This is a genomic window from Vibrio sp. S234-5, from assembly GCF_000960595.1.
Classification (GTDB): domain Bacteria; phylum Pseudomonadota; class Gammaproteobacteria; order Enterobacterales; family Vibrionaceae; genus Vibrio.
In genome coordinates this window covers 25962-51735 of record NZ_JZAM01000200.1, presented here as the reverse complement: position 1 = coordinate 51735, position 25774 = coordinate 25962, and the positions used below count along the sequence as shown (strand labels likewise).

Below are 25774 nucleotides of genomic sequence, written 5' to 3'. Positions count from 1 at the left end.
TCCATTTCTGGAGAATAGATATTCACTAAACGTCTGTGTTTAATCACAGAGTGCGCGAGAGTACTCGCAAACGCACCTCGATGCAATACTATTCAACAAAATACCCTAAATATTCAGGCGTAACATCCGATGAGCAATATGAAATCAGAGTATTGTATTGACTATGTGTTAAATGTTAGGAAATTGTATCATTTTGAGTTTGGGGCGCTTCATCTGATGCAAAAATTTGTGATTTCGTCTGCGGGAAGGGGCCAAAAATAGCCGATAACTCTGTCAATTAGCCCTGTTTCGATTGAGGTAAAGGTAGATCCAGTAGGCGAACGCGATGGTAATCGCCAAACTGGCGGGGAAAATTAATGCGTAGAGTTGATAATGAAGGAAGCTAACAGCGCCAACCGAGCCGCCGAGGAGGAAACCGCAGAATATGCATAGGAACAACTTGGCTTTGCGCTTATCAAACTGTTGGCCGCGTAAGCTTTCGCCAATCATGATGCCGAGATCGGTTATCACCCCTGTCATATGCGTGGTGCGCACCACTGCGCCGCTGAAGGTGGTGATCATCGCGTTTTGCAATCCACATGCTGCAGAGGCTAAATATTGGCCGTAAATATGACCATTTACCAAAAATCCGAGTGACATGATTAACAAAAAGCCTTCAATACAGAGTGCCACACCGTAGCGGCGGCCAAGTTTTAATGCGCTGCTCTCGATAAAAAAACCGCTGAAGGTTGAGCCTAATAAAAAGCTGACGATAATCAGCACCAAGTGAAAAGTATCGGTGGTGTCAGTGAGAAAGCTGCTACCGAGCAGCGTCACCGTACCAGAGAGATGTGAAATCGCTTGGTGTTGAAATCCCATCAGACCAATAGCGTTCACGCAGCCAGCCAACAGTGCCAGTAGGAAGGCACCAAATTCAACCCAACGAGGCAATCTAGAAATCACGGTCATCTCTCTCAAGGACTAAGGTAGTGATTATAGCGCTGCGTGCGCCAAGTTAAAGTGGTACGAGCTGTTGGTGGTTGATCCTTCTCAAGTAATTTTGAACTTTTATATCAAAATTTGAGCGGTCAATGATTTCATGCCACAGAAACGAGCCAAAGCATGGATCGCTCTTTTTGAGCGGCGCTTTGTCATCTTGAGCCGCTTTGTCGTCTTGATCATTGTGAGAAAGAGCTTTAAGGTCTGCCTAACTCAAATTTGCCGGTTAGAAAGATGAAAAGACGCCGACTGCCTATTCCATTAATTTTGCTCGTCCCAATCACGATGTTGGCGGTAGTGACTGTGGCTGGCGTTTACCGCTTTAGCCTCAGTGACGATGACATAATGGCAAAGTTTCCCAATCAACCGATAGAACGTGATGCGCTGCTTTACGCTTGGCTTGGGATCTCAACGCCCAATCCCTTGACCCTCAATGTGCCCGAGAGCAAAGCATTTGCCTTTATTGATGAGTATGACAGTGCAAATGGTGTGGCATCAGGTCCGTATGACGCGGGGATGGAGAGAGGTCGCGTCACGCTGTTTACTAAGTTTAAGTTGGATCTCAGTTCGGATGAAGAAACCTGGTTTACTGCGCCATTGATGGTCAGTAATCAGGGAAGCGGCCGTTTTTACTATTTGGGATTGTTTAAATATGACCCGCAGCCGCGACGAGTGATTATGACGGATGCGGTTTTACTTGGCGATCGTATCCAGATTAAAGGGACTCTGTTGGCCGAGAATGGCCGTATTGAAGTGGGATTTTTGCAACATTCGGCGCAACAACCCTATGTAGAACAACCGCTTGACCGAGTGACACGGCAATATGAGCGAGTGACAAATAAACTCAAACAATATAAATAATCATTTTTTAGCGAACTTTTGTGCTAAAAATGGCAATTTCATGGTGATTTCTCAATAAGAAATGCATAAGCTGTGAAGCCTGTTCAGCAGGAGATAGTAAGGCCGTGTCTTCCCAACTAATTAACAGACGTGTTTCTCAACGCAGCAGCGGTAAGAAGTGGATGATGTTCTCTCTACCGCTGGTGGCAATTGTCGGTATTGCCGCGTCATTACCTCAATCCAAACTCACTCGCACGATTGAACTCAATTTACCCGAGACGAGCCAAGTGGTTGAGTCGCTGTTAGCCAATAAGTCAGACGGTTGGATGATTCCTCCCAGTTTTGAATACCAGATAAAAAGCGGTGACAACCTCAGCTCAATTTTTACCCAGCTTGGTTTTGGCTACGCTGAGATGATGAAAGTGATGGAAACCGACTTAAACTATCTGGCGCTTGATACCTTAAAACCCGGTAATACGCTGAGATTCTGGAGAAATGAAGCGACCGGTGAGCTCAATAAAATGGAGCTGGAGTTCAGCATCGCAGATAAAGCGGTTTACGTGCGCAACAGCGACGGCGCTTTTGATTTTGAGCAGGTTAACCTTCCCGGCGAGTGGCGGCAGCAACCGCTGACAGGAACGATTGAAGGCAGTTTTTCTACTTCGGCCAATCGCCTAGGATTGACTAGTACAGAAATTGATCAAGTGGTTTCTTTGTTGAGAGAGAAATTGAATTTTACGCGAGATCTGCGCGTTGGTGATAAATTTGAAGTGGTGCGGCGGATGCAATATATCGATGGCATCGACAGTGGCAAGCGTCAGCTAGAAGCGATCAAAATTTACAACCGTGGGCGTGAAATCAGCGCTTATCTACACACGGATGGCCAGTTTTACGATGCCAAAGGGCAGAGCTTGCAACGAGCCTTCCAGCGTTATCCCGTTGCACGTAATTGGCGTTTGAGCTCGCAGTTTAATCCACGTCGCTTGCATCCTGTCACTGGACGTGTTGCTCCGCATAATGGAACGGACTTTGCCACGCCGATTGGCACCCCCGTGATGTCGACAGGCGATGGAACGGTCATTATGGTGCGCAATCACCCATTTGCCGGTAACTATGTGGTGATTGAACACGGCAGCAAATACAAAACACGCTATTTGCATCTAAGCAAGATCCTTGTGCGTAAAGGACAAAAAGTGTCGCGTGGGCAAAAAATTGGTTTATCTGGTAATACAGGTCGAGTGACCGGGCCGCATCTTCACTATGAACTGTTGGAGCACAATCGCCCGGTTAATGCGATGAAGGCCAATATCCCAATGGCCAGTTCGGTGCCGAGTAAGGAAATGAAATCTTTCTTAGCAACGGTGAAAGAAGTGGATTCTATTTTGCGAGAGCAAACGCCGCAGGCGATATGATCGGATTGCGAGCAAATGATAATAGCAAAGGGGCGTATGCCCCTTTGATCTGTTTGGACAAGCTTTCCGTTTAGGCACTGCGCGCGTTTTGCGCCTTCAATCTGGCGATGATTTCCTGCGGTTTTTGCGGTTTGGAGTAGTAGTAACCTTGAATACGCTCACAGCCCATTTCGACCAGTTTGTTCAATTCATGTTCGTCTTCAACCCCTTCTGCGACCAGATCGACATTCAGTTGGCTAGCCAGTTGAATAATCAACCAAACCACACGCTCGGCAGTTTGGTTGCTGAGCATATTGCGCACGAAACTGGCGTCAATTTTAATGGCATCAATGGGGTAGCTGTAGATGTAATTCAAACTGGAGTAGCCCGTACCGAAGTCATCCAGTGCGATTTGAAAGCCTTTTTGTCTTAGTGCATCGAGTAAAAGCTGCTCTTTGCCAGATTGAGTTAGCAAAACTGTCTCAGTTAACTCGATGACAAAATCTTTTGGATGGTGGTGATATTTGCGCATCATGGCATCGAGAAAAGCCAGATAGCGTTGGTCGTTGACCAGCTCATAGGCTGAGCAGTTAACACCGAGTTTGATTCGATAACCTAGCTCATTTTCCAGCCACACTTTACTCTGGCACGCCAGCTCGATAATGCGTTCGCTTAGTTGAGTGATTAAGCCAGATTGCTCTGCCGCGTCGATAAACTCAACAGGTGATACGGCACCATACTCAGCGCTGTTCCAGCGAGCGAGCACTTCAAAATAGTCCCAGCGTTTGTTATTGATGTTAACAATGGGTTGAATCACGACATAAAACTCCTGGCTATTTTCTACAGGCAAGGAGAGCTGTTCGCGAATGGCTTCAATCAATTGTGACTTACGGTGGTAGTGCGCACTGAGATGCGTGTCGTAACAGCGTATCCGTTCTTGAGGATGTTTCTTACACTCTTTCATCGCCAAGGTGGCGTTGAGGATCAGCTCGTCGCCGCTCACGACTCGTTTGTTTGCTGCTTTTGCGATGCCTATGCTGACATCAAAACTGACATGGTTGCATTTATCTTGATACCCGGGTGAGAGGTTGTCCAAAATTTGCTGGCAGACCTCTTCCGGCTGTGCTGCGAACGTAATAAGAGCAAATTCATCACCAGAAATTCGATAGGCTAATCTCGGCGGTGGCAGCACTTGACGAATCGCATTCGCAGTAAATTTAAGGATCTGGTCGCCGATGTAGTTACCGTGAATATCATTGATCAGCTTGAAGTTATCAATGTCTAAGTAGACCAAAGAAAACGGGCTCTCGGTCTGCTCGGTTAGCGTCTCCAAGGTATCACTCAAACTACTGCGATTTTCCAATCCGGTGAGATTGTCATGAGAGACCTCATAACTGAGCTGATTGACCAACTGATCAGAGCGTGCCGTTAGCCACTGTTCACGTAGGCTTTGTGCTGCCAGTTTGGCATACACTTGATGGTGCTTAATCAGGTTAACCGTTTCCTGCGGTGGGGAATCATACACGGAAATCAACATGCCCATAATGTCACCATTGGGTGCGTGAAGTGGAATGCCAACAAAGGTTTTGATTCCCATCGCTGTGAGCGTCGCAGAATGAGGGGCAGAGCAGTAACAACTCGCGTGGCTAAGACAATACTCAGTGATGGCCAGTGCGACTCTCTCTAACGATTCAGGCGTAGGGTGAGCAAGATCGGAATCCGAGTCGCGTTTGGTGCAAGACTTAATACTGGTGTGACCGCTATGCAAATCAACCTGCAAGATGCAAGTTGAGTAAGCAGCAAACTTTCTTTGCAGTTCTAAAGTAACTTGGTGCAGTAACTCATTCCCATCGAGGGACAAAGCCTGGATGAGCGTATCGAGTTCAATGCAAGCTTCCAAGGTTGAACTTTTCATCTGACGTTATCTCTGCCTGAATAGTTTTCACGAGTTGTGATTGGTGCACAGATTTGCAAAATCATTACTTTATGCATCGTGTTAAATATTGTACAGGTCTGCAAAGTTTGCAACGTTGATTGTCTGCCTAGCCGCTAAGCCACTGTTTTCCCATCAGGTAAAAATACACTTCAACTGGATCTTTCTTGTTCCAACCGTTCTTTTAGATAGTCGATAAACAGCTTCGTTCGTGTGTGCTGGAAGTCGAGTTTTGGATAGTAAGCATAGACAGTTGATTCGTCGGCGGTGATTTCAGGCAAAACCCGCACCAGTGTGCCTTGTTTTAACTCATCTTTGATCATCACGTTATTGCTCAATAAAATGCCCATGCCTCGCTTGGCACCATGAAAAAGCGCTTCTGGGTTGGTGGTAGAGAAATTGCCAGAGAGAGTCAGACGTTTTCCTTTGTTGATTTTCACTTCTCGGCTCGGCTTCTCCCCCCAGATGAGTACGTTATGTTGCAACAAATCGTCTGCACAGGTCGGAGTGCCATGTTTGGCTAGATAGGCAGGGGCGGCGTAAAATGTTGCCTTGTGCTCAAATAGGGGTGTGGCAATAAAGCTGAGCGAGTTTAACTGTTCCAACTCACGGCTGATAAACAGATCCAAACTCAGCTCCGGCAACTGGCCGGGTAACGTGGTAAAAAGCTGAATTTTGATGTCTGGATATTTCTCAAGAAAATCATCAAGATAATGAACCAGAAACTTAGAACCTACCGATAAGGTCGCGCCAATTTTCAACAGACCTGCTGGGCTTTGGTTGACGGAACGTGTTTCGTCTAACACCGATTGCCAGCTTTCCATTTGCACTTTAGCACGTTGATAGAACAGTGCGCCGGCTTCGGTCTGACTGATCGAACGCGTGGTGCGCTTTAACAGTTGTACGCCAATTTTATCTTCTAGCCATTGAATGCGTTTGCTGATCGCCGAACTGGTGGTGTTCTGCTTTCGCGCCGCAGCGTTAAAACTGCCTTCCTCCACCACTTTGATGTAACTCTGTACGCTTTGGATCCAATCCATTATTCATTCTCTCTAGGAATTAATTTCTTTCCAGTTTCCTAGATTATCATCAAATCATAAGCAATATACACTGCGACGATAGTTTGAGGGAGAAAGAAGTAAAGTGCAAAATCGGCTGCGTAAAACACCACTACTTTTGGCGATGATGATTATTGCAACTGGGCAGGTTGGAGTGGCTATCTACATGCCTTCGCTGCCGATGATCAGTGCTGAACTCAGCTTGGCGCAAGCCAGTGTGCAGCAATTGGTGACGCTGTTTTTACTCGGTTTTGGCTTCTCGCAACTCTTCTACGGGCCGCTCTCGGACGCGATTGGTCGTCGCCCGGTGTTCATTGTGGGTCAAGGGGTATATCTCTTGGGCACCTTAGTCTGTATCGCTTTTTCCTCCAGTATGGAGGCGTTGGAATTTGGGCGCCTACTGCAAGGATTGGGGGCGGGCAGTGCATCGGTGCTGGGGCGCTCTGTGTTGCGTGACAGCTACGAAGGGGATCAACTGACTAAAGCGCTGTCGTACATTTCGGTAACCGCATCAATTATGCCGATCATCGCCCCTGTGTTTGGTGGTTGGATAGCCTTTCATATTAGTTGGCAAGCGGTGTTTGTGTTTGTGCTATGTTACCTGCTGGCAATCTTTACGCTGGGTTATTTTGTCTTACCGGAAACTTTGCCGTATGCGAAAACGCGTTTTCGTCCGCTGAGCCTGGTTGCGATCTATCGTGAGCTACTGACCAGCCCACAAGTTTTGGGCAGTGCAAGTTTTAACTGGATGAGTTACTTAGCGAGTTTGGTCAGCTTATCGATTTTCCCCTTTATGATGCAAAATGAACTCGGTTTATCGGCCGCGGATTACGGCAGCTTGATGATCGTTCCCTCCGTCGGGCTTCTTTGTGGCAGTGTTGCGGTGAATATTCTGCTGCGCCGTTTTACTATCCGTAGCGTACTAGGATTCAGTTTTACCCTGATTGTACTGGCTGGGCTTGCACTCATGAGTTTACCGCTGAGTGTGGCGAGCCTTGTGGGCGCTTTCACTCTGATGAGTTTCGCTCAAGGCTTGTCATTTCCGTTGTCGATCAGCTTGCTGCTAGCGCCACACAAACAAAAAGCGGGCGCGGTGTCTGCGCTCTCTGGCTCGGTACAGATGTCGGTTGCCGCGTTGTTGGGCGGATTTTTGGTGGAACACTGCATTGCCACACAAACACAGCTTGGGCTGTTCTATCTGATGGTGGCAAGTGGTTGCTTTGCGGTGCTGCTTTTTAATCGCCGCATTATTGTTGCTCGCGAAGTACAACAAGTGTGAGCTTGATTCTACCGAGCGGCATTACTACAATGCGCGCAAATCTTCACAAGGGCATATTGATGCAACAGAACGAATTTGAACAACTGGTGAAAGCGCTTTGCCAGCAAGAAAACCTACCAAAAGCGCTGGAATTGCTAAAAGCGTCGGACGATGAAGAAATTTCGCAGGCAGCGCAATCCCTCACGGGGCAATTTGTTTTGGCCGAAGTAGAGGGTGAGCGACGTATCTATCACGTTTCTTACCAAGAAAATGAAGCGGGAGAAGAAACCGAGTACCTAGAACACATCATGAACGAAGGTGAGCACTTGGTGAAATTTGCGGCTTGGTTCTTTGACAGCATGTTTGAAGTGAAAGCGAAGGATACTTACCAAGCGGTAGGCAAAACATACCAGCAGCCCAAACGCAGCTAACCTCCTTTTCCTTTGCGTAAAACGCCGCCGTGTTGTTCACTGCGGCGTTTTTTGTTGATAACTGCAACGCTGCTCTCTTTTTCTCATTTCGATAAGATCTTTTTATCATCTCATGAAATAAAATTACGAAATAAATGTGATCTAACGCTTGTTATTAGCTGAATATGAAGTAAAATTACAACATAAATGAGAGAAAAGAAAACTGAGGAGAAGCAAAATGGGTAACGAACTAGGTGGCGCGTACATTGGTCAAATGATGGCAAAACAAGCGATGCACAACGCTTTGTACGGAAAAAGCACCAAGAAGAAAGCCTCTTTGATCAGCCGTATGTTCAAAAAAATGGCAAAATAAGATCATTCATTTGTAATAAATTTTCAAAAAAACCTGGCTTTAGCCAGGTTTTTTATTTTCGCTCAGTTAGGCTCTTAGTGAGCCGTTTGATGACTCATATCCACCACATTGTCTGGCAACGAGGTTAAACCACGTTGCTCTAGCCAGAGTTGCAGTTGATCGCAGCCACCGACGTAACTGCCTTCCAGCCATATTTGCGGGACGGTCACAGGCGTTTTCTCTCCGATGATGGCTTTTACTTCAGGTATCATGCGATACAGGGCCGCACTCTCTTTGACCACATCGTGATAGCGGTATTTTATGCCTGCATCATCAAGCAGTTTCTTGGCTTTAACGCAGTAAGGGCAGGTTGCTTTGCCGTAGACGATGTTGCCTTTGAGTGTATCGCGTTTGGACCATTCGGCGATGACTGACTGAACCAATACGCCACGGTTGAGCGCCTCTCCCTGACTGACTACTTTGCCTTCAACCACGAGAATCGGTGCGTGCCAAGCACCCAGTTTTAGCGGTTCCCACCAGTGAGAAAGCCAATCCTTGACCTCCAGCTCAACGGGGACGTCTGCCAGTTCGTTGGCAAAGGTGTCAGTGAGAATGTCTTTGGTTAAGGTGCACTCGCCACAAGGGATATTGACTTTAAAAGGGCCCCAACTTCCAGCCCATTTATACAAAGTGATGATGATCGGTTTACTCACGAGCGTTTCCTTAATTTGGCTATTCGCCTTAATCAGTTTCTTGTGGATAAGAACGAGTTTGTCTGCCTTTTCTTTCAGCCTAGTAGAAATTATCGCTTTGCTTACTTTCGGTTTTCTTAGTAGCGATTTCTCACCGTCTGCTTTTCTTACTTTCCCAATGAGTGATGAAAGCGACGGAAGCGATAATGATCGCCGCACCGACCCAAAGTCTGCCCGGTGGAACCCAGCCGAAAACCAGCCAGCCGGCCAAGACATTGAGCGGCAGTTTCGCGTGGTCGAAAGGTTGCACAAAGGAGGCATCAGCGCTGTCATACGCCTTGACCACCGCCCACTGTGCCAGTGCGGTCATACAGCCTGCGGCAAAAAGTACCAGCCAGATGGTTGTGTTGCTTGGCAGGGTAAAATCGGGCAAGGCGAGCAAAATGTTAAACGGGGTGATCAACAGCAGTAAGTAGACCAGCATGGTGGAAGGCGGATCATTCACCGAGAGCTTTTTCACCATTAGCGAATAACATGCCCAGAAGAAGGCCGCGCCGACAGGCAGTAAGGTCGCCCAACTGAAATCATCTGTCCATGGTTCAAGAATGATCATTGCACCGACAAATCCCATTAACGTGGCGGCCCAGCGAGCGAGGCCAACTTTTTCTTTGAGAAACAAGCCTGAGCCAATAGTGGCAAACAGAGGTGATGTCATCAAAAGCGCAATGCCTTGCCAAATCGGCACCGGATAGGCGAGTGCCCACAGCCACAATTGGATACCAATCACCGAGAGAAAAACACGCAGGGCATGCCAACCGAAGTGCGAGGTTCGCAGCGAACGGCGGATACCGAGGGTTCTGAGATACGGTAGAATAACAAGCAGCGCGATGCCGTATTGCAGCAGAGCGACGGTGGTGGACGGAATGGCAAAATGGATACTGGCAATTTGCGCAAGGCTGTTAACCAGAGCAAAAGCGAGCCCGGCGGTTAACATCCAACTCGCGCCTCGAATGGGGTGATGTTGAGATTGCATAGACAATTGACGTTGGTAAAAGTTTGAGAATCATACGTTTTCTCGCTGAGTAAGCCAATGTTTCCCTACAAAATGCGAGATAAAAAAAGCCCCCAGTGAAGGGGGCAAATGCCGATTTAAAGGACGTTACCTCTGATTAAGAGGTTAAGAACGAGAAGCACAAACGCTGCCATGCATTTGTACTTTACTAAGAGCATGATGCGTGCCAGATTATAAGTTGTTGATATTTATAGGGAGAGCCATTTTGATATGCCGTTAATTGCACCAAGATCATGCTCAACTATCCCCTTTGGTGCACAGCGAGGGCAAGTTGTTATCCACCAATTGACGCCATCGTTGCTCGAAAATAAAAAAAGCCGGTGACTGGACCGGCTTAAAGACTCTAAGTGTTAAGGACAATTAGAAATCGTAGCGTACACCCAAGCGAAGCGTGTCTTCACCTTCTTTTAATTTGCCTGTCGTCGTGTCTTTTACTTCATCCATTTGGTTCATGTAGTAAGACGCGTAAGTGCGGAAGTTGCTGTTTAGCTTGTAGTAACCAGCCAACTCAATACCTTTAGTTGCGTCAGATTTCGTGCCGTTGTTGTCTTCTTCCGCGAAGGTGTAGAGCAGTGCGAGACTAAAGGGTTTGCTGATTTTATACTGCGCGACAAGCTCGTAGGCAGTGAATTCTTTTTTCGCTTTATCATCGATATCACCGGTTGAGTAAGTGGCACCGAGGTACAGTTTATCGAGCGTGTAACCCGCACCCGCTAGGATTTGATTTTCGCTACCAGCGCCTTTGCCGAGGTCACCAGATGAGTAAGCCAAGCCTAAGTCTAGGCCCATTGGCAGTGAGTAAAGGCCACTGACACCCATCAAATCGGTGCTGTCTGTGCTTTTCGCTGAGTAAGTCGCTTGGATTTGCAGTGCATCAAAAGCACCACGGTAAGCGAAAGTGCTGTCTGTTTTGTCTGATGATGAATCGATGTACTGCTGTACACCAGAGAATTCAGTCATGTCTGTTAGGTCTGAAACAATCACTGCTGCCATGTTTTGACGGCCGACGGAAAACGAACCTGCGTCAGATTTCACGCCTGCATACATGTAACGGTTGTCAAAGGTACTTTTGCCAGTACCTTGCTCAGCTTCATAGAAACCAAAAGCTTCTAGGCCGTTGCCTAAATCGGTGCTGCCTTTAAGGTTGAGACGAGCGCGAGTGCTGTCTTTCATCGTACCGTCGATTTCAGCGCCTTTACTGCCGATGAAGTCACCACGGAATTCAACGCGGCCACCAATCTTTAGTTCGGTTCCTTCGTTGCTGTATACTGTCGCAGCAAATGAAGAACCTGTTACCACTGCTGAAAGAATTGCTGTTGCTAGAGCTGCCTTTTTCATTACCTGTTACCTTATTTTTAATCAATGGGCTTACTTGCCCGTTTTGTTTATGTGGCTAAGGTACGGGTTGAAAATGAACAATCGATGGCTGATTGATGACAATTCGGTTGTGAATATATTTCAAATCTATGAATTGATTGGTTTTTATACGGGACACTGAGCAAAAGAAGAAAAAGAGGCTTGCAGAAGTAAAGCGGTGATTCACCGAAGAAGATGCGGCCAGCAGAAATGCTGGCCGATTTAGTTAAAGTGGCTGATTGTTAACGATCACTTTCACATCAATGTTACCACGCACGGCATTGGAGTATGGGCACACTTGATGAGCAAGGCTAACCAATTGATTGGCCTCTTGTTGAGGTAAGTCAAGTGTAGTGTTCAAAGCCACTGTTAAGGCAAATCCACCGCGATCATTTGGACCAATGCCAACCGTTGCCGTTACCGGAGCGTGTTTCAATGCCACTTTGCCTTCGCGCGCGACGTGTAAGATAGCATTAGAAAAACAGGCGGCATAACCTGCTGCAAAAAGTTGTTCTGGGTTGGTGGCCGTTCCGTTACCGCCCATCTCTTTTGGATAGCTTAAGTTCAGTTCCAGTAGCTTGTCGTCGGTACTGACCACGCCATTACGGCCTGCAGAAGCGGTTGCGGTAGTTTGATACAGTGTTGTCATCGTCTTTTCCTTTTGATTGTGTGCAATTTAATTGCTTGCAATCTTATATCGATCCCTGAGTTGTTTGCAAGTATATTGTGCGCAATTTATTTAAAGGATGATTCTATGTCTCAGTCCAACCCCACTTGCCAGAGCGGTGCAGAAGATGCCATTTTGCTGGAAAATCAGATCTGTTTTTCGCTTTACAGCGCTGCGAATGCCGTCATTCGAGCTTACCGTCCGTTACTTGAGAAGCTCGATCTCACCTATTCTCAATACTTGGTGATGTTAGTGCTCTGGCAGCAAAACGGCATCAACGTGAAAGATCTCGGCGCAAAGTTGTATCTCGATTCGGGCACCCTAACGCCGCTACTCAAACGCTTGGAGAGCAAAGGCATCGTAGAGCGGCGTCGCGGTAAGGATGATGAAAGAGTTCGAGAGCTCTACTTGACCGATACGGGGCAGGCTTTGAAACAGCAGGCGTTGTCGATTCCGCTTGAGATGCAATGCAAGTTTGATCTCTCTTTGGACGAATTGCTCACCTTGAAAACGTTGTGTGAGCGAGTTATTGGCCAACTGGGCTAATGGAGAGCCGATCTCATTTTCTTTCATTCTGTGATTGAATTCTGAGCACTTTATCAGTGGCTGGTTTAGAATCCTTTTTTTGAGTTTATTCAGGGAAGAAAAATGCATCCTATCTATTTAGGAAACAAAAAGTTGCAGCCAAGTAAAGTGCTCTGTGTCGGGCGAAATTATCTCGAACACATTAAAGAGTTAGATAACGCGCTGCCTGAACAGATGGTTTTATTTCACAAGCCAGCTACTTCGGTCACTCCCTCCCTGAGTTCATTCCATCAAGAGCCGTTACACTATGAAGCTGAGATCTGTTTTGTGGTGGAAGATGGCCAATATACGGGCGTTGGTATCGGTTTGGATCTCACTAAGCGAGAGATGCAAAGTTATTTGAAAGGGAAAGGGCTGCCGTGGGAGCGGGCGAAAGCGTTCGATGGTTCCGCGGTTATGAGCCGTTTTGTTTCACTTGCCGGATTGGATGTCGGCGATCTCAACCTTGAGCTATTTATCAACTGCGTCCGAGTGCAAAAAGGGCATGTCAATCAGATGCTCTACTCTCCAAAGGCCATCTTGGCCGAACTGAAAGGCTATGTGACATTACAAGATGGCGACATCGTCATGACCGGAACGCCGCAAGGTGTCGGAGTGGTACACAAAGGCGACGTTTTCTTGGGCCGCCTTAAATGTGGTGAGCATACGTTGATCGAAATCGAATGGCTGGCGAGCTAGAACACCAGCAGCTTTAGCAGCAGAAATACCGCCATACTGACGACAGTCGTCAGCAGCACGTTCTTGCTTTTCCAAGCGATGAAGGCCGCCAGCAGCGCGGCTAAAATGTACGGATTTTGCGGCGACAAATGAAGCTCTCCCTCGGGGGAGAAGACAATCGGAGCCCAGATGGCGGTTAAAACCGCTGGGCTGGCGTAGCTCAAAAAGCGCTGCGTACGCTGGCCTAATTTCAAAGGCAGATTGGGTTCGAGAAACAGATAGCGGCTGGCAAACACTAACGCTGTCATGGCTAGAATAGTCAATAAAATCATCGTTTTTTACCTCCAAGCTCTTCGGCTAAATAGCCAGCAGCCATCGCGCCGATACTGGCAATCATCAAAGCGCCTTCGACCTTAAAAAAGTGCAATGCCACCGAAAGCAGCAGGGCCGTTACGACGCTGAGCAAGACCGGCAGATTTTTGATCCCGGGGACGACGATGGCAATAAAGGTGGCGGCGACGGCAAATTCTAAACCCAGTTCATTGAGCTGAGGTAGGAAGCTGCCCGCCAAAATGCCGGCAAAGGTCGCGAGATTCCAAAAGAGATAAAAACTAAGCCCTGCCCCCAGAGCGTACCAGCGATCAAACTGCTTTTCGCTTTGATGCCCAACGAGGGCAAACAGCTCATCGGTTAGCAAGAAACCCAGTGACAAACGCCACCTTAGCGGCAAAGGAGATACCTTGCTGCGCATCGACACGCTGTAGAGAAAGTGGCGAGAGGTGATGAAAAAGGTGGTGAGCAGCATGGTCGTCAGCCCTGCGCCCGCTTTGATCATGCCCATTGCGACCAGTTGCGCCGAGCCGGCGAATAAAATCGCCGACAGGGCTTGTCCTTCAAAAGGATGCAACCCTGAATCAATGGCGAAGGAGCCGGCAAGCAGCCCCCAAGGGAGAACGGCGATACTCAGTGGCATCATGGCAATCGTGCCTTGCCAGAATCGTCTCGCTTGTGAGTCGTGTTGTTGTGAGGTCAAACTGATATCCATAGTGTACTCTTTGCTGTTTTTTCTCACTTTAGCGAGACGTATGGGCAAAGTGTTGTATTTTTTTGCTGAGAGAAGATGCGACGGCTAGCCATTTGCCAAGCGATCCAAATGCTTGACATACTGCCCCGGCGTCACGCCCATGGCTTTTTTAAAATGACGGTGGAAATGGCTTTGGTCATGAAAACCGCACTCTTGCGCCACGTCCAAGATGCGCTGCCCGCCTCTTAATAACCGCTTGGCGAGGCGCAAACGCTGCTGGATCTGATAGGCGTGTGGTGGAAAACCGTAGTTTTTTTGAAACTCCCGCACCAAGTGAAACGGGCTGATGCCACCAAGTTTCGCCAGTTCTTCCAAAGAGACATCGGCTTGTGGGAAATCATCAAGAAACTCTTTAACCAGCGAGAGCTGGCGCTGAGCAGAGGCAGGCGTTCGTAGCGGCTGGCGTACACTGCTGTGTTTGGCAGCCAGTTTGATCAAGGTGCCGTACACCAATGTTTCACGCAGTAACCGATTGTCTGAATTGGCTAAAGTGTCAAACACCAGCCGTAGTTGCATCGCTAATTCAGGATCGTACACAACGGGTTGCGGGAAGTAAGGCTGCGCTAAGTTGGGCGAATTGAGCTCGTCACTCAGTCTGGCAAACTGCTCCGGCACCGGATACATCGCTTTGTACTCCCAGCCCCCTTCGGTAGCAGAATGGCCGTTATGCACTTCATCGGCATTGACCAGAATAATGCTGTCTTGCGGCGCGATGTGGTTTCCACCGGTGCGAAAAAATCGTTGCGCGCCTTTCTCAATCACACCAATGGTGTAGCCTTCGTGGCTGTGTCGAGAAAAATTCTGTTTCTCGTACTTGGCATCGAGCATTTCTAAGCCTCCGAGTTCGGCGGCAATCTGAAAATGGGCGATTTCTTTATTATCATTTTTCATCGTGTGGTGATTCGCAACAGCATCTTCATTCAGTCTACCCGAGTTCGAAACGCCATTTTTGTACAAAATTGCTCTGGATGATATCACTGTGAGCAAATTGGTTTGATTCTCCGACCTTCGGATATTTATTAGTCATATAGTTGGCTTTAAATTAAATAATCAGCCGTAAATATGGCTTGCTGGCATGGCTTAAGATAGAATCCGCCGCTTTGTTGACAACGATTCACTAAACAAATGATCGATTTCGCTATATTGCCTGTTTACCTGACGGCGGTCATTGCTCTGCTACTGCTGCCTGGCCCTGATATGTTGTTGATCGCCAGCTCAAGCATGAGTTACGGGAAAAGAGTGGGTCTTTTTGCCAGCTTGGGGAATGCGACCTCTGGCATGATTCTTACTCTGCTTGCGGCGATGGGCGTGTCGGCTTTAATTGCCATGAGTCCACTTGCCTTAAAAGCGCTGCATCTGCTCGGTGGTGCCTATTTACTGAAAATGGGTTGGGATTGCCTCAAGAGCACCCCTGCGCAGGCACCGAAAAACCGCGATAGCAAAGCGATGGCGGCCACTTACTATCAGCGCGCTTTAATGAGTAATTTACTCAATCCGAAAGCGCTCGTTTTCTTTGTGATGTTTTTGCCACAGTTCGTGTCGGCCAACATCAGCGCCAGTACTGGCGAGCAGATGCTGGCTTTGGGGTTGCTGCTCAATTTACTGGGTTTACTGTTCAATCTCGGTTTGGTGGTATTAGCTGGAACGCTGGGTAAGCGCTTGCTAGAAAGCGATGCCTTTCGCCTCTATCAACACAAGCTCATGGGGCTGGTGTTTGTTTTCTTATCTCTTTGGATGTTATCCAATTTCAACTCGTGATAGGGTTTAGCATCATTTCTAAAGCCAGCGACTGCTGGCTTTTTCTTAGCCAGAGGAGCGCGTCACCATGACGATGACAACGGAATTCACTTTTGATCTCCAGCCGGACGATTTTGAAACGATTCGTAGCGGCATTCGTGCCTATAACTTGCAGCATTTACCTTCAGGTGAAGTAACACGAATTGGCTGCTTTGTGCGCGATGAAGAGGGCAAAATGGTCGGCGGTTTGACAGGCAACTTATTTGCTAACACGGTGTTTGTCGAATTTCTCTGGCTGGATGAAAACCATCGCAAGGGCGGTCTTGGCACACAGCTGATGCAACGTTTAGAAGCGGAAGTCAAACCCAAAGGGATAACGGATCTTTATCTCGACACATTCAGTTTTCAAGCTCTGGGTTTTTACCTCAAACTGGGTTTTGAAAAAGTGGGTGAATATCGCGGATTTCCAGCAGAAGGCATTAGTAAGTATTTTCTGCAAAAACGTATTCAACCTGAATACGGGAATGGTTAACACGCCAAGCTTCTGCTTGGCGTGTAACGATCAGGTTACAGGCTTGCTTGATGCGCGTTGATAAGAGCGTTCATTTTCTCTTCGGTATGACGCTGCGCGGTGGAATAATCCATTTCAGCCGGGAAATCACCAATCACTTCGTAATAGCACTTCAGCTTTGGCTCCGTGCCTGAAGGGCGCACAATCACTCGCGATTGATCTTCCAGATGATAGATAAGTACATCACTGGCAGGCAGATTGATTGCCTCTGTGATGCCACCCGAGACAAAACGCAAAGACGCTTTGAGATCTTCAGTCACGACGACCTTCTGCCCGCCAATCGTTTTGGGCGGTAGTGCTCTAAGTTTGTCGCCAATCGGCGGTGAATCGGGTGAGAGGGCGATACTGCGCTGCGCATTGCAATAGAAACCATGTTGACGATAGAGGCTTTCCAACTTATCCCAGATGGTCCTGTGTTGTGCGCTTAATCTGGCGGTGAGCTGGGCAAATGCCACGAGCGCAGATAAGCCGTCTTTATCCCAAACTTTGTTGCCGATTGTGTATCCCAGCGCTTCTTCATAAGCAAAAAGAAACTGTTGGTCTTCGCTTTGCAGATTCATTGCTACGTTAGTCAGCCATTTGAAACCAGTTAGCGTTTGGTAGTAGCTCGCGCCATGATGTTTGGCGATGGCAGACAACAGGCGAGATGACACTATGGTATTGCCAACCAACTGTTTACTCGCATCGCTGCGACTAAGCAGATAGTCCGCAAACAACGCGCCGACTTGGTCGCCACTGAGCATCTGGTAGCGACCATCGCTTCGTCTTGCGGCAACGGCAAAACGGTCTGCGTCTGGGTCGTTGGCGCACGCAATCTCGGCATTGACCGATGTGGCTAATTCGATCACCCGATCCATCGCTCCAGCCTCTTCTGGGTTGGGGAAGTTTACCGTCGGGAATGTGCCGTCTGGTTCACGTTGCTCGGCAACGCTGTGTACTTCGGTAAATCCTGCGTCTCGAAGCAGCGTTTCGGCCATTTCTGCGCCAACGCCGTGCATAGCGGTGTAAGCCAGTACAAGGTTATTGGGCGCGCTTTTCTCCAGCAGCGGATGGTTATTCATGGTTTCACGATAGCTTTGGTAATACTCTTCGGTCAGCCATATCAATGAACCATTGTGTTCGGCTTGTTCTAACGCTTGGTAAGGAATTGGGCATGCCGAGGCAAGGTCGATTTGCGTGGCAATGCCTGCATCATGCGGGGGAATGATTTGCGCGCCGTTTTCCCAATATACCTTGAAGCCATTGTACTCGGGTGGGTTGTGGCTCGCTGTCACGACCACGGCCGCCGCCGCGTGGAAATGTTTCACCCCATAGGCGACCACAGGAGTCGGGGCGACTTTATAAGTGAGGTAGACTCTAAACCCCAGCGCACTCAACACCGCTGCGGTATCGTGGGCAAATTGTTTGGAATCGGTGCGGCCATCATAGCCGATCACGACGCCACGCGATTGCGCATTGTCTATGGTTTGCATCAGGTAGTGACCAAGCCCGGCGGCCGTTTCTTGAATGACTAAACGGTTCATACGATTTGGCCCTGCGCCAACTTTGCCACGTAGGCCAGCGGTGCCAAATTCGAGTCGGCCGCGAAATCGATCGGCCAGTTCTTCATCTCGGTGGTTATCAATAAGGGTTTGTAACTCAGCTTTACTGATTGGATCAGGATCTCGGGCTAGCCAGGCAGTGATCTCTTTGTTCATTGTTTTGTTCCTTATGCATCTTGCTTGGAATTAATCTAAATGATAACAACTATCATTTCTTTGAAGCCAATCGTTTAGTTGTGAACAAAAAACGCGTTGATGTAAAGATAGTCAACTTCTGCCAAAGCTTCTGCTACGAAAGTGATATCAATGAGATATCAGCAATCTGCATAAAAGGATGTGGAGGGAATAAGGTAGAGAGAGAAAACAAGGGGAGCGATTCGCTCCCCTTAGACTGTTAAGGCTCAGTGCACCTTAGTTTGTTTTTTTAAGCTCTTGATATTCAAAGCTTGGAATCATGACTTCTACACGGCGGTTTTGCGCGCGCCCTTCGGCCGTGTCGTTTGAAGCAATAGGGCTTGATTCACCCGCACCGACCACGGTCAGTTGCTCTGCTTTCACGCCACCCTGGATGAGATAATCTGCCACCGCTTGAGCGCGTTTCTCCGAAATGCGTTGGTTCACTGTCTCTGAACCGGTTGAATCAGTGTGACCGACAATTTCCGCGTTCGCGGTTGGGTAAGCAAGTAATACTTCCAAAAGAGGATCTAACGATTTTTTGCCACCAGCAGAAAGTGTTGAACTTCCGGTTGCAAACAGCTCTTGGTTGTACTTCTGATTAGTGAATTTAGTCACCCATTCTGGTTTTGGCTCAGGCTTCACTTCTTCTTTCACTTCCTGAACCACTTCCTCTGGCTGAGTTTGAGCAACGGGTTCTACAACGGCAGGTTGCTCTTGTTCGACAGGGCGTGGCTCTACCACTGGTTCGCTGGTGGCAACGGTCGCTGCACTTGATTGGCCAAACAGGTAAGTGATACCCAAACTGAACACGTTGGTGTCCATGTCTTGCACGATATCGTCACTCATATCTTGGAAGCGTTGATATTCAGCGCGCGCTTTTAGCGTTTCTGACAATTGGTATTCAAGACCCAGTGAGCCTGTGGCGACAATGTCATTCTCATCACCAAAGCGCATGTAGGCCGCACCTAGCTTAGCAAAGGCATCGAGCTTTTCATTGACAGGCAAGTTGAGCTTTGGCGCAACAGAAATTGCCGAGAGACGGTCTTTGACATAGCGCCAATCTGAAAACGTGGTTTCAAATTTACCCAACATATCAATGCCCACTTCGGCAGCGATGTTGTCGGTAAAGTTGTAGCCAGAGTAAGCCCCTAAACCAAAGGATTTGTAATCACAAGGGCTGGATGCGTAGCAGGCATCCTCAAGAGCAACATAGCCAAGTTTACCACCCACGTATACATCAGAGAGGGCGGCTGTAGCGGTAGCTGAGAAAAAACCACTGCTAGCTAGCACGGCGGAAATAGTGATAGCTAATTTTTTCATAATTATTCCTTCTGTTCTCAGGCTAAGACGGTATGGGGAACTTGATTAACTTGTCATTAAACGTGATGACAACGTTGTCAACGCAAGAGAGCCAAGTCGCTTCATTCTAGTGACAAAATGTTGCAAACCCCATGTGAGAATGTGAAATTATGTGATGTGTCTCATATATGGGACGAATGGAAATCTCTGTTTTGTCTTACTTGATCATTGCACAGAAGCGTACTCCTAATGGGTGTAATTAAATATTTACAATCAATGTAAAGCGTAAAATTATTGAAAAGTTTGCCTTTTGCTAAAAAAAATGATTGCAGTCTCCGTTTTAAGCCGATAAGTTACCCCATACCCAGAAAAAACGGGCTGTGCAGAGGATCCGTTCCTTCTGCGATTGCAGCCAGAAAAGAGTGAATAGGAAGAAGTACGCAATGTTTCAAACTGATGATGTAAGAATAAATCGAGTCAAAGAACTGTTACCACCTGTGGCGGTTCTAGAGAAGTATCCGGCCACTGAAACCGCGTCTTCGACCACTTTTGAATCTCGCAATGCGATTCACAATATTTTGAACGGCGATGATGACCGTCTGCTGGTGATTGTCGGCCCATGTTCGATTCACGATCCTGTCGCCGCGGTGGAGTACGGTAAGAAACTCAAAGCACTGCGTGATGAGCTGAGCGATAAACTGGAAATCGTGATGCGTGTCTATTTTGAAAAACCACGTACGACGGTTGGCTGGAAAGGCCTTATTAACGACCCATACCTAGATGATACCTTTAAGCTGAACGACGGCCTGCGTATGGGGCGCAAGTTGTTGTTGGATCTTACGGACATGGGGCTACCTACAGCCAGCGAATTCTTAGACATGATCACCCCGCAATACGTCGCTGATTTGATCAGCTGGGGCGCGATTGGTGCGCGTACAACAGAATCTCAGGTGCACCGCGAGTTGGCGTCAGGTCTCTCTTGCCCGGTTGGTTTCAAAAATGGCACCGACGGCAATATCAAAATCGCCAGTGATGCGATTCGTTCGGCGAGTGCTTCGCACCATTTCCTTTCGGTAACCAAATACGGCCATTCTGCGATTGTTGAAACGGCAGGTAACCCAGATTGCCACATCATTTTACGCGGTGGAAAAGAGCCAAACTACAGTGCATCACACGTTGCTGCGGTGAAAGAGGAACTGGCCGCTGCTGGTCTTCCACAAAAAGTGATGATTGACTTCAGCCACGCAAACAGCTCGAAGCAGTTTAAGCGCCAAATGCTGGTGGCCGATGATGTGTCTGAGCAGCTTGCCAGTGGTGAAGATGCGATCTTCGGCGTGATGATCGAGTCGCACCTGGTCGAAGGACGTCAAGATCTGGTGGATGGCAAAGCGCCGACTTACGGTCAGTCAATCACCGATGCGTGTATCGGCTGGCAAGATACCGAAAACGTTCTACGTCAGTTGGCCGATGCCGTGTCCGCACGCCGCGCGAAGTAAGTCATTAACCCGCCAAGTGCTATTAAGAAGGCCTGCAATCGCAGGCCTTTATAGTCTTAGGTTATCGGTCAATCATGCTCTTTTGCCGGAATGTAACCGTACTCTTGAATAATCGCTTGGCCTCGTTCGGACTTGATAAAGCGGATAAATTCTTTCGCCGATTGATCCAAGTTATCGCTTTTGTACACAATCAAAAATGGCCGTGACAAAAGATAGCGATTGGAGGCGATGTTTTTCGCATTCGCGTCAATACCGTCGATGGTAATGGCTTTTACCGAGCGATCGACCGACCCTAAAGAGACGAAACCGATCGCTTGTGGGTTGTGGTTGACGATGGTTTTCACCATGCTGTTGCTGTTCACCACAAGATTGCTGGTGCTGATATCGGAGACTAAACGATCTTTGATGATTTTAGTCAGGCCGAGAAGGCTCTCGAAGCTGTAACGTGAACCTGATGAGGCTTCACGGGTTACTGCGGCAATTCGTTTATCTTCACCGCCCACTTGTTTCCAGTTGGTCAGCTTACCTTGATAAATATCGAAGATTTGTTGCTGTGTTAGGTTATCAATCGGATTAGCGATATTGACGACCAGCGCCAAACCGTCATAAGCAATCAAATCGACATTCAGATCTTCACCTTTCTCCATTTCACTAAGGTAGCGTGAGCTCATACCCAGTTTCACCACCCCTTTGTTGACCATGGTGATGCCCGCAGTGGAACCGATGCCTTGTACGGCGACAAAGGTTTCAGTATGAGTTTTGTTGAATTCTTCAGCCAACACATCCATCACGCGTGCGACAGAGGTTGAACCTGAAATATTGAGCTCTTTGGCGTAAGCGGATGGAAAGGATAGGGCAAAAGCCAAAAAGGTAGAGACCGCTAAGCGAATCATAAGGTACTCCAATATAAGCGTATTTTAGCCGCTTATGATATTTCGTTCAGGTTACACTTTTGTGAAAGGGCTGGCATATCCTGTGAAAGCATGGTCACAGACTGGTTTTCTTGTGAGATAAGCGTAGAGTTTGCGTATACTCATTACTCGTATTGGGCGCGGGAGAAAACCATGTCAGTCACGCAAATAGCCACCAATCGTCTCTATAAAGAAGTTGAAGAGTTGTGTACCAAACGTAACGCCAATGTGCCAGTGGAGCTTGGCAAATGTCTGTATGTGCCTCTTGAAACTGGGGTTGAGCTGCACAAAGCGAGCTATCTTCTGGACTCCCGACACAGTGAGTACACCTCTCCTGTAGCCAAAATTCTTTTTGATCAAGCGCAGCAATATTGGCTGTTTTTTATCGCTCGATTTGATGGCGAAAATTACTATTGGGAACCGTATTCGGCTTTAACGCAAAGTGCGCATCTTGAGGATATTCTCCATGAGATAGAACACGATCCGGCTGGCTGCTTTTGGTAACCCCTTTCAAACCTTCTGTTTAATCACGATTTCCCAGAAACCTTGGCGCGAAACTCTTTGGGTGTCATATGCTGAAGCGCTTTAAAAGCGGTGCTGAAATGGGCTGCGCTTTTAAAGCCTGAATCCATCGCAATCTCAGTGATGGATTTGTGGCTGTTGCGCAGTTGGTTGGTCGCATAACTAATACGTTTGATTTTCAGCAGTTGTGAAAAAGACATCTCTTCTGCAGCTAAACGGCGTTTTAATGTTGCGATGGACATGCCCATATGCTGTGCCAGCGATTCTAACGAGATCTCGTGATCGATGTTCTCTTCAATATAGCAAATGATCTTTTGTGTTTCACTAAACTGAGTCGCCGCGAAGATAGAGCCCAGCAGTTGAGGCTGAGCTTCAACCATCAAACTCAAGAGTGCCAGCGCCAAATGTTCCTGAGCCAGTTGAGGGCTTTTGCGCGATATGGACTCGATCAGCAGGTGTTTCAACTGTTGGAGAGCTGGGGCGGTTGCGCCAAACTTAGTCAGTGATTCACTTTGGCTGGTGGTTGCGCTGGCGAGTGGATAGCTATTGCGAAATTTTTGCAGCAGGGCTGGGGAGAAAATCAGTACTACAGCGGAAAAGCCTTGCTCTCCGGGCTGTGCCAACGCTTCTTTAAATTGATCAGAATGATAAAAGGCAAACTCGCCTTCCCCCAGTAAACACGCTTCTCCAGCTTGTGGATGAAGCTGCAATTTCCCTTTCTCGACACAAAACAGACCATTTTGCGCCGTAGGGTAGCGCTCTTGCTTACGCGGCGCGAAGTGAGTAAAGGTTAGAAGTTCTATTGCTGGCATAAAATCGAAATCGCTGTTTGGTCGTTAATCACTGAATGGACAGCTGGATTCGTGCCCTTCAATCGTTTTTGCTCTTCGAGATGATTTTACTGGGATTAGGGAAAATAAAAAGCGCCCAAATTGAGCGCTTGTTATCATTTATTCGCCTTGTATCGCTTCAGCGACTGGCAATTCGGCAAACACGGCGGTTGGTTTGGCGACCAAACTGCGGTTTTCTTGGTTGACTTCGGTAAGGACCACTTCCAACACATCACCCAGTTTGTAAACCAGCTCCTTATCGATGGAGATTGTGCCCGCATCACCATTGCACTCAATGCGCTCTCTATTATCGACAATCAGTGCACCTGGAATGAAGGCCGCCGCGCCATTCTCTATCAAACGAACACGCATTCCCGCGCGGTTGATGTCAAAGATTTCCGCATGGAAGCGAGTCTCTTTCGCCGGCTCGTCGGCCAAGGTGCGCGCGTAGAGCCAGTCCGCGACATTACGCTCAGCAATCTTGTGATGTTTACGATGCAGAGCCAACTCGTCACCCACCGTTTCATCGGGCTTTTGCACGGGCTCTTTATTGAGGATCAGTGCTTTAAGCATACGGTGGTTGATCATATCGCCATACTTACGGATAGGAGAGGTCCAAGTTGCGTAAATATCTAGCCCCATAGCGTAGTGAGGCAGTGGTTGGTTGCTCACTTCACTGTAGGTTTGGAACTTGCGAATACGGTTGTCGAGGTAAGTGCTCTCTTGCTGACATAACCAGCGACGCAGGGCAGCAAAGCCTTGCAAAGTGGCTAACGATTCGCTGGTGAAAGGTAAGGTGCCGTCTGGATTAACCAGTTCAACCGCATCAGCCAGTTTTTCTGCTTTGAAGCCAGAATGGCAGTTGAATACGCCCGTACCAAAGTGCGCTTGCAAGGTTTTACCTGCACAGATGTTGGCGGTGATCATCGACTCTTCAACCAAACGGTTGGCGCTGCGGCGAGAGTCGGCATGAATCGCGATCACATCGTTATCTTCGCTGAGTTCGAAACGGTAATCCGGTCTGTCTGGGAAGACGACCGCGTGTTTTTCACGCCACTGTGCGCGTGCCAGAGAGAAGTCGTACAAGTCACGAACGATGGTTGCGATCGCTTCACTTGGTTGCCATTTTTCCGATACGCCGCTTTCTAACCAATTAGAGACGTTGTCGTAGGCCAGACGAGCATGCGATTTAATATTGGCAGCAAAGAAACGAATGTCATCGCCGATCACGCCATCTTTTGACACGGTAACCGTGCAGCAAAGGGCAGGGCGAATTTCACCTTCGATCAACGAGCACAATTCATCGGCCAGATCGCGTGGCAACATCGGAATGTTGCGTCCGGGCAGATAAATAGTGAAACCCCGTTCGCGCGCGACTTTGTCCATCTCATCGTCTGGCGTAATGTACGCAGTTGGGTCAGCGATTGCGATGGTTAGCTCAAAATCCCCTGCGGCGTTTTTCTTCGCATACAAGGCATCGTCCATATCTTTGGTCGACTCGCCATCAATCGTGACAAACGGCACGTGCGTCATGTCGATGCGTTGCAGATCCGCATCGTCTTTGATTTCCCAGTGTTCAATACCCGCAGGCTCAGAATTAGGCAGATCATTTTCGGCCAACGTAACCCACCACGGGGCGATTTTGTCATTGGCATCAGTGATTTTTTCTGAGATTTCAACAAAGAAGCCGTTTTCATCTTTCAGAGGGTGACGCACAAGGTGTGCAACGACCCAATCGCCTTCGGCGAAGTCATCACTTTTCAGCCCTTTTTTCACTTTGGCTTTCAGTGACATTTTTTTCAGTTGCGGATGATCAGGAGCGACGTTGAGCTTGCCCTTGAACATTTTGATGCGGCCAATAAAGCGATTGAGAGATTGTTCCACCAGCTCTTGAGGTTCTGCAACTTCACGTTCGTTTTCCGTGCGGATGATGGCAATCACTTTGTCACCGTGCATACATTTTTTCATGTAAGCCGGTGGGATGAAGAAACTGGTTTTGCTGTCGACTTCGAGAAAACCGAAACCTTTTTCGGTTGCCTTGATGGTTCCCTCTTTCTTAGGCAGATTTTCTTGAATTTGCTGCTTAAGTTGGGCGAGTAGTGGGTTATCTTGAAACATCTTTTCTTAGCTTATGTTTTGAATTGGGCACACTATAATCATTGCACGGCTTTATTACTACCAAAAACAGGCTATTTCACCGTCCATCATCTACAATTTGACCAATAAATGATTGAGCTCAGCCCTTGTATTTACTTGGGCTGAAGGGATTAGGCGGTCCGATTCTACCACTGCTAAGAAATATTTGTGATGAAATTCAATTTTTTCTGGCTTTTTTTATGCTTTTAAGGAATAATCCG

26 protein-coding genes are annotated in these 25774 nt (G+C 47.8%); 11 read left to right on the top strand and 15 right to left on the bottom strand.

What is annotated here, in order from left to right; translation table 11 throughout:
* Nucleotides 1–273 precede the first annotated feature (273 nt).
* A complete protein-coding gene (locus tag UF06_RS10580; protein ID WP_045570469.1) occupies nucleotides 274–942 on the bottom strand; it encodes a YoaK family protein in 669 nt (222 codons plus the stop codon).
* 270 nt (nucleotides 943–1212) lie between these two features.
* Between UF06_RS10580 and UF06_RS10575 the strand changes: the two genes are divergently transcribed.
* Both UF06_RS10575 and mepM read left to right on the top strand, forming a co-directional pair.
* Nucleotides 1213–1839, top strand: coding sequence for a hypothetical protein (locus UF06_RS10575; protein WP_045570429.1), 627 nt, complete (start codon nucleotides 1213–1215; stop codon nucleotides 1837–1839).
* 161 nt (nucleotides 1840–2000) lie between these two features.
* Nucleotides 2001–3230: a murein DD-endopeptidase MepM gene (gene mepM / locus UF06_RS10570; protein WP_171816728.1), complete on the top strand. Its 1230-nt coding sequence runs from the start codon at nucleotides 2001–2003 to the stop codon at nucleotides 3228–3230.
* Between the two features lie 70 nt (nucleotides 3231–3300).
* Here mepM and UF06_RS10565 read toward each other — a convergent pair whose 3' ends face one another.
* Entirely contained in the window at nucleotides 3301–5124 is a 1824-nt protein-coding gene (locus UF06_RS10565) for a bifunctional diguanylate cyclase/phosphodiesterase (RefSeq protein ID WP_045570427.1), read from the bottom strand.
* A 170-nt stretch (nucleotides 5125–5294) separates the two neighbouring features.
* Nucleotides 5295–6182 (bottom strand): LysR family transcriptional regulator, encoded by an 888-nt coding sequence (locus UF06_RS10560; protein WP_045570426.1) that lies wholly within the window; start codon nucleotides 6180–6182, stop codon nucleotides 5295–5297.
* 142 nt (nucleotides 6183–6324) lie between these two features.
* On the opposite strand from UF06_RS10560, the gene UF06_RS10555 reads away from it, so the two are divergent.
* The 3 genes from UF06_RS10555 (at nucleotide 6325) to UF06_RS28185 (ending at nucleotide 8241) form a co-directional block, all read left to right on the top strand.
* Nucleotides 6325–7479 carry a multidrug effflux MFS transporter gene (locus UF06_RS10555; RefSeq protein WP_045570468.1) on the top strand — a complete coding sequence of 385 codons (1155 nt, stop codon included), beginning with the start codon at nucleotides 6325–6327 and terminating at the stop codon, nucleotides 7477–7479.
* Nucleotides 7480–7538: 59 nt separating this feature from the next.
* A complete protein-coding gene (locus tag UF06_RS10550) occupies nucleotides 7539–7889 on the top strand; it encodes a hypothetical protein (protein WP_045570425.1) in 351 nt (116 codons plus the stop codon).
* Nucleotides 7890–8106: 217 nt separating this feature from the next.
* On the top strand, nucleotides 8107–8241 hold the full coding sequence (locus UF06_RS28185; RefSeq protein WP_264299426.1) for a hypothetical protein: 135 nt from the start codon (nucleotides 8107–8109) through the stop codon (nucleotides 8239–8241).
* Between the two features lie 74 nt (nucleotides 8242–8315).
* On the opposite strand, the gene UF06_RS10545 is transcribed toward UF06_RS28185, so the two are convergent.
* From UF06_RS10545 to UF06_RS10530, 4 genes are all read right to left on the bottom strand, one after another.
* Nucleotides 8316–8933, bottom strand: a complete 618-nt coding sequence (locus UF06_RS10545; protein WP_045570424.1) for a glutaredoxin domain-containing protein — start codon at nucleotides 8931–8933, stop codon at nucleotides 8316–8318.
* Between the two features lie 130 nt (nucleotides 8934–9063).
* Nucleotides 9064–9945 carry a DMT family transporter gene (locus tag UF06_RS10540; protein ID WP_045570423.1) on the bottom strand — a complete coding sequence of 294 codons (882 nt, stop codon included), beginning with the start codon at nucleotides 9943–9945 and terminating at the stop codon, nucleotides 9064–9066.
* Between the two features lie 399 nt (nucleotides 9946–10344).
* The gene (locus UF06_RS10535; protein WP_045570422.1) at nucleotides 10345–11322 is read right to left on the bottom strand and encodes a porin; all 978 of its coding nucleotides are present in this window, start codon (nucleotides 11320–11322) and stop codon (nucleotides 10345–10347) included.
* Between the two features lie 244 nt (nucleotides 11323–11566).
* A complete protein-coding gene (locus UF06_RS10530) occupies nucleotides 11567–11989 on the bottom strand; it encodes an organic hydroperoxide resistance protein (protein WP_045570421.1) in 423 nt (140 codons plus the stop codon).
* Between the two features lie 105 nt (nucleotides 11990–12094).
* On the opposite strand from UF06_RS10530, the gene UF06_RS10525 reads away from it, so the two are divergent.
* Both UF06_RS10525 and UF06_RS10520 read left to right on the top strand, forming a co-directional pair.
* On the top strand, nucleotides 12095–12553 hold the full coding sequence (locus UF06_RS10525; RefSeq protein ID WP_045570420.1) for a MarR family transcriptional regulator: 459 nt from the start codon (nucleotides 12095–12097) through the stop codon (nucleotides 12551–12553).
* A gap of 102 nt (nucleotides 12554–12655) precedes the next feature.
* On the top strand, nucleotides 12656–13270 hold the full coding sequence (locus UF06_RS10520) for a fumarylacetoacetate hydrolase family protein (protein WP_045570419.1): 615 nt from the start codon (nucleotides 12656–12658) through the stop codon (nucleotides 13268–13270).
* Here the strand turns inward: UF06_RS10520 and UF06_RS10515 are convergent.
* The 3 genes from UF06_RS10515 to UF06_RS10505 all read right to left on the bottom strand — a co-directional run bounded on the left by UF06_RS10515 (nucleotide 13267) and on the right by UF06_RS10505 (nucleotide 15224).
* Nucleotides 13267–13581 (bottom strand): AzlD domain-containing protein, encoded by a 315-nt coding sequence (locus tag UF06_RS10515; protein ID WP_039427885.1) that lies wholly within the window; start codon nucleotides 13579–13581, stop codon nucleotides 13267–13269. The two genes, UF06_RS10520 and UF06_RS10515, sit on opposite strands and share 4 nt — an antisense overlap.
* Nucleotides 13578–14294, bottom strand: coding sequence for an AzlC family ABC transporter permease (locus UF06_RS10510; protein WP_045570418.1), 717 nt, complete (start codon nucleotides 14292–14294; stop codon nucleotides 13578–13580). The genes UF06_RS10515 and UF06_RS10510 overlap by 4 nt, the downstream gene beginning before the upstream one ends.
* An 84-nt stretch (nucleotides 14295–14378) precedes the next feature.
* On the bottom strand, nucleotides 14379–15224 hold the full coding sequence (locus UF06_RS10505) for an AraC family transcriptional regulator (RefSeq protein ID WP_045570417.1): 846 nt from the start codon (nucleotides 15222–15224) through the stop codon (nucleotides 14379–14381).
* A 234-nt stretch (nucleotides 15225–15458) separates the two neighbouring features.
* Between UF06_RS10505 and UF06_RS10500 the strand changes: the two genes are divergently transcribed.
* Nucleotides 15459–16091 (top strand): LysE family translocator, encoded by a 633-nt coding sequence (locus tag UF06_RS10500; RefSeq protein WP_045570416.1) that lies wholly within the window; start codon nucleotides 15459–15461, stop codon nucleotides 16089–16091.
* 67 nt (nucleotides 16092–16158) lie between these two features.
* On the top strand, nucleotides 16159–16602 hold the full coding sequence (locus UF06_RS10495) for a GNAT family N-acetyltransferase (RefSeq protein WP_045570415.1): 444 nt from the start codon (nucleotides 16159–16161) through the stop codon (nucleotides 16600–16602).
* A 35-nt stretch (nucleotides 16603–16637) separates the two neighbouring features.
* Here the strand turns inward: UF06_RS10495 and UF06_RS10490 are convergent, their stop codons facing one another.
* Together UF06_RS10490 and UF06_RS10485 are read right to left on the bottom strand one after the other, a co-directional pair.
* Nucleotides 16638–18338 carry a phospho-sugar mutase gene (locus tag UF06_RS10490; RefSeq protein WP_045570414.1) on the bottom strand — a complete coding sequence of 567 codons (1701 nt, stop codon included), beginning with the start codon at nucleotides 18336–18338 and terminating at the stop codon, nucleotides 16638–16640.
* Between the two features lie 255 nt (nucleotides 18339–18593).
* The gene (locus tag UF06_RS10485; protein ID WP_045570413.1) at nucleotides 18594–19679 is read right to left on the bottom strand and encodes an OmpA family protein; all 1086 of its coding nucleotides are present in this window, start codon (nucleotides 19677–19679) and stop codon (nucleotides 18594–18596) included.
* A gap of 422 nt (nucleotides 19680–20101) precedes the next feature.
* Between UF06_RS10485 and aroG the strand changes: the two genes are divergently transcribed.
* Nucleotides 20102–21154, top strand: coding sequence for a 3-deoxy-7-phosphoheptulonate synthase AroG (gene aroG / locus UF06_RS10480; protein ID WP_045570412.1), 1053 nt, complete (start codon nucleotides 20102–20104; stop codon nucleotides 21152–21154).
* Between the two features lie 68 nt (nucleotides 21155–21222).
* On the opposite strand, the gene UF06_RS10475 is transcribed toward aroG, so the two are convergent.
* On the bottom strand, nucleotides 21223–22047 hold the full coding sequence (locus UF06_RS10475) for a phosphate ABC transporter substrate-binding protein (protein ID WP_045570411.1): 825 nt from the start codon (nucleotides 22045–22047) through the stop codon (nucleotides 21223–21225).
* A 171-nt stretch (nucleotides 22048–22218) separates the two neighbouring features.
* Here UF06_RS10475 and UF06_RS10470 point away from each other — a divergent pair, with 171 nt between their 5' ends.
* Nucleotides 22219–22569, top strand: coding sequence for a DUF3024 domain-containing protein (locus tag UF06_RS10470; protein ID WP_045570410.1), 351 nt, complete (start codon nucleotides 22219–22221; stop codon nucleotides 22567–22569).
* Between the two features lie 23 nt (nucleotides 22570–22592).
* On the opposite strand, the gene UF06_RS10465 is transcribed toward UF06_RS10470, so the two are convergent.
* The gene (locus UF06_RS10465; RefSeq protein WP_045570409.1) at nucleotides 22593–23399 is read right to left on the bottom strand and encodes an AraC family transcriptional regulator; all 807 of its coding nucleotides are present in this window, start codon (nucleotides 23397–23399) and stop codon (nucleotides 22593–22595) included.
* A gap of 138 nt (nucleotides 23400–23537) precedes the next feature.
* Complete coding sequence (gene rnb, locus UF06_RS10460; RefSeq protein ID WP_045570408.1) at nucleotides 23538–25535, bottom strand: exoribonuclease II; 1998 nt, start codon at nucleotides 25533–25535, stop codon at nucleotides 23538–23540.
* Between the last annotated feature and the right edge of the window lie 239 nt (nucleotides 25536–25774).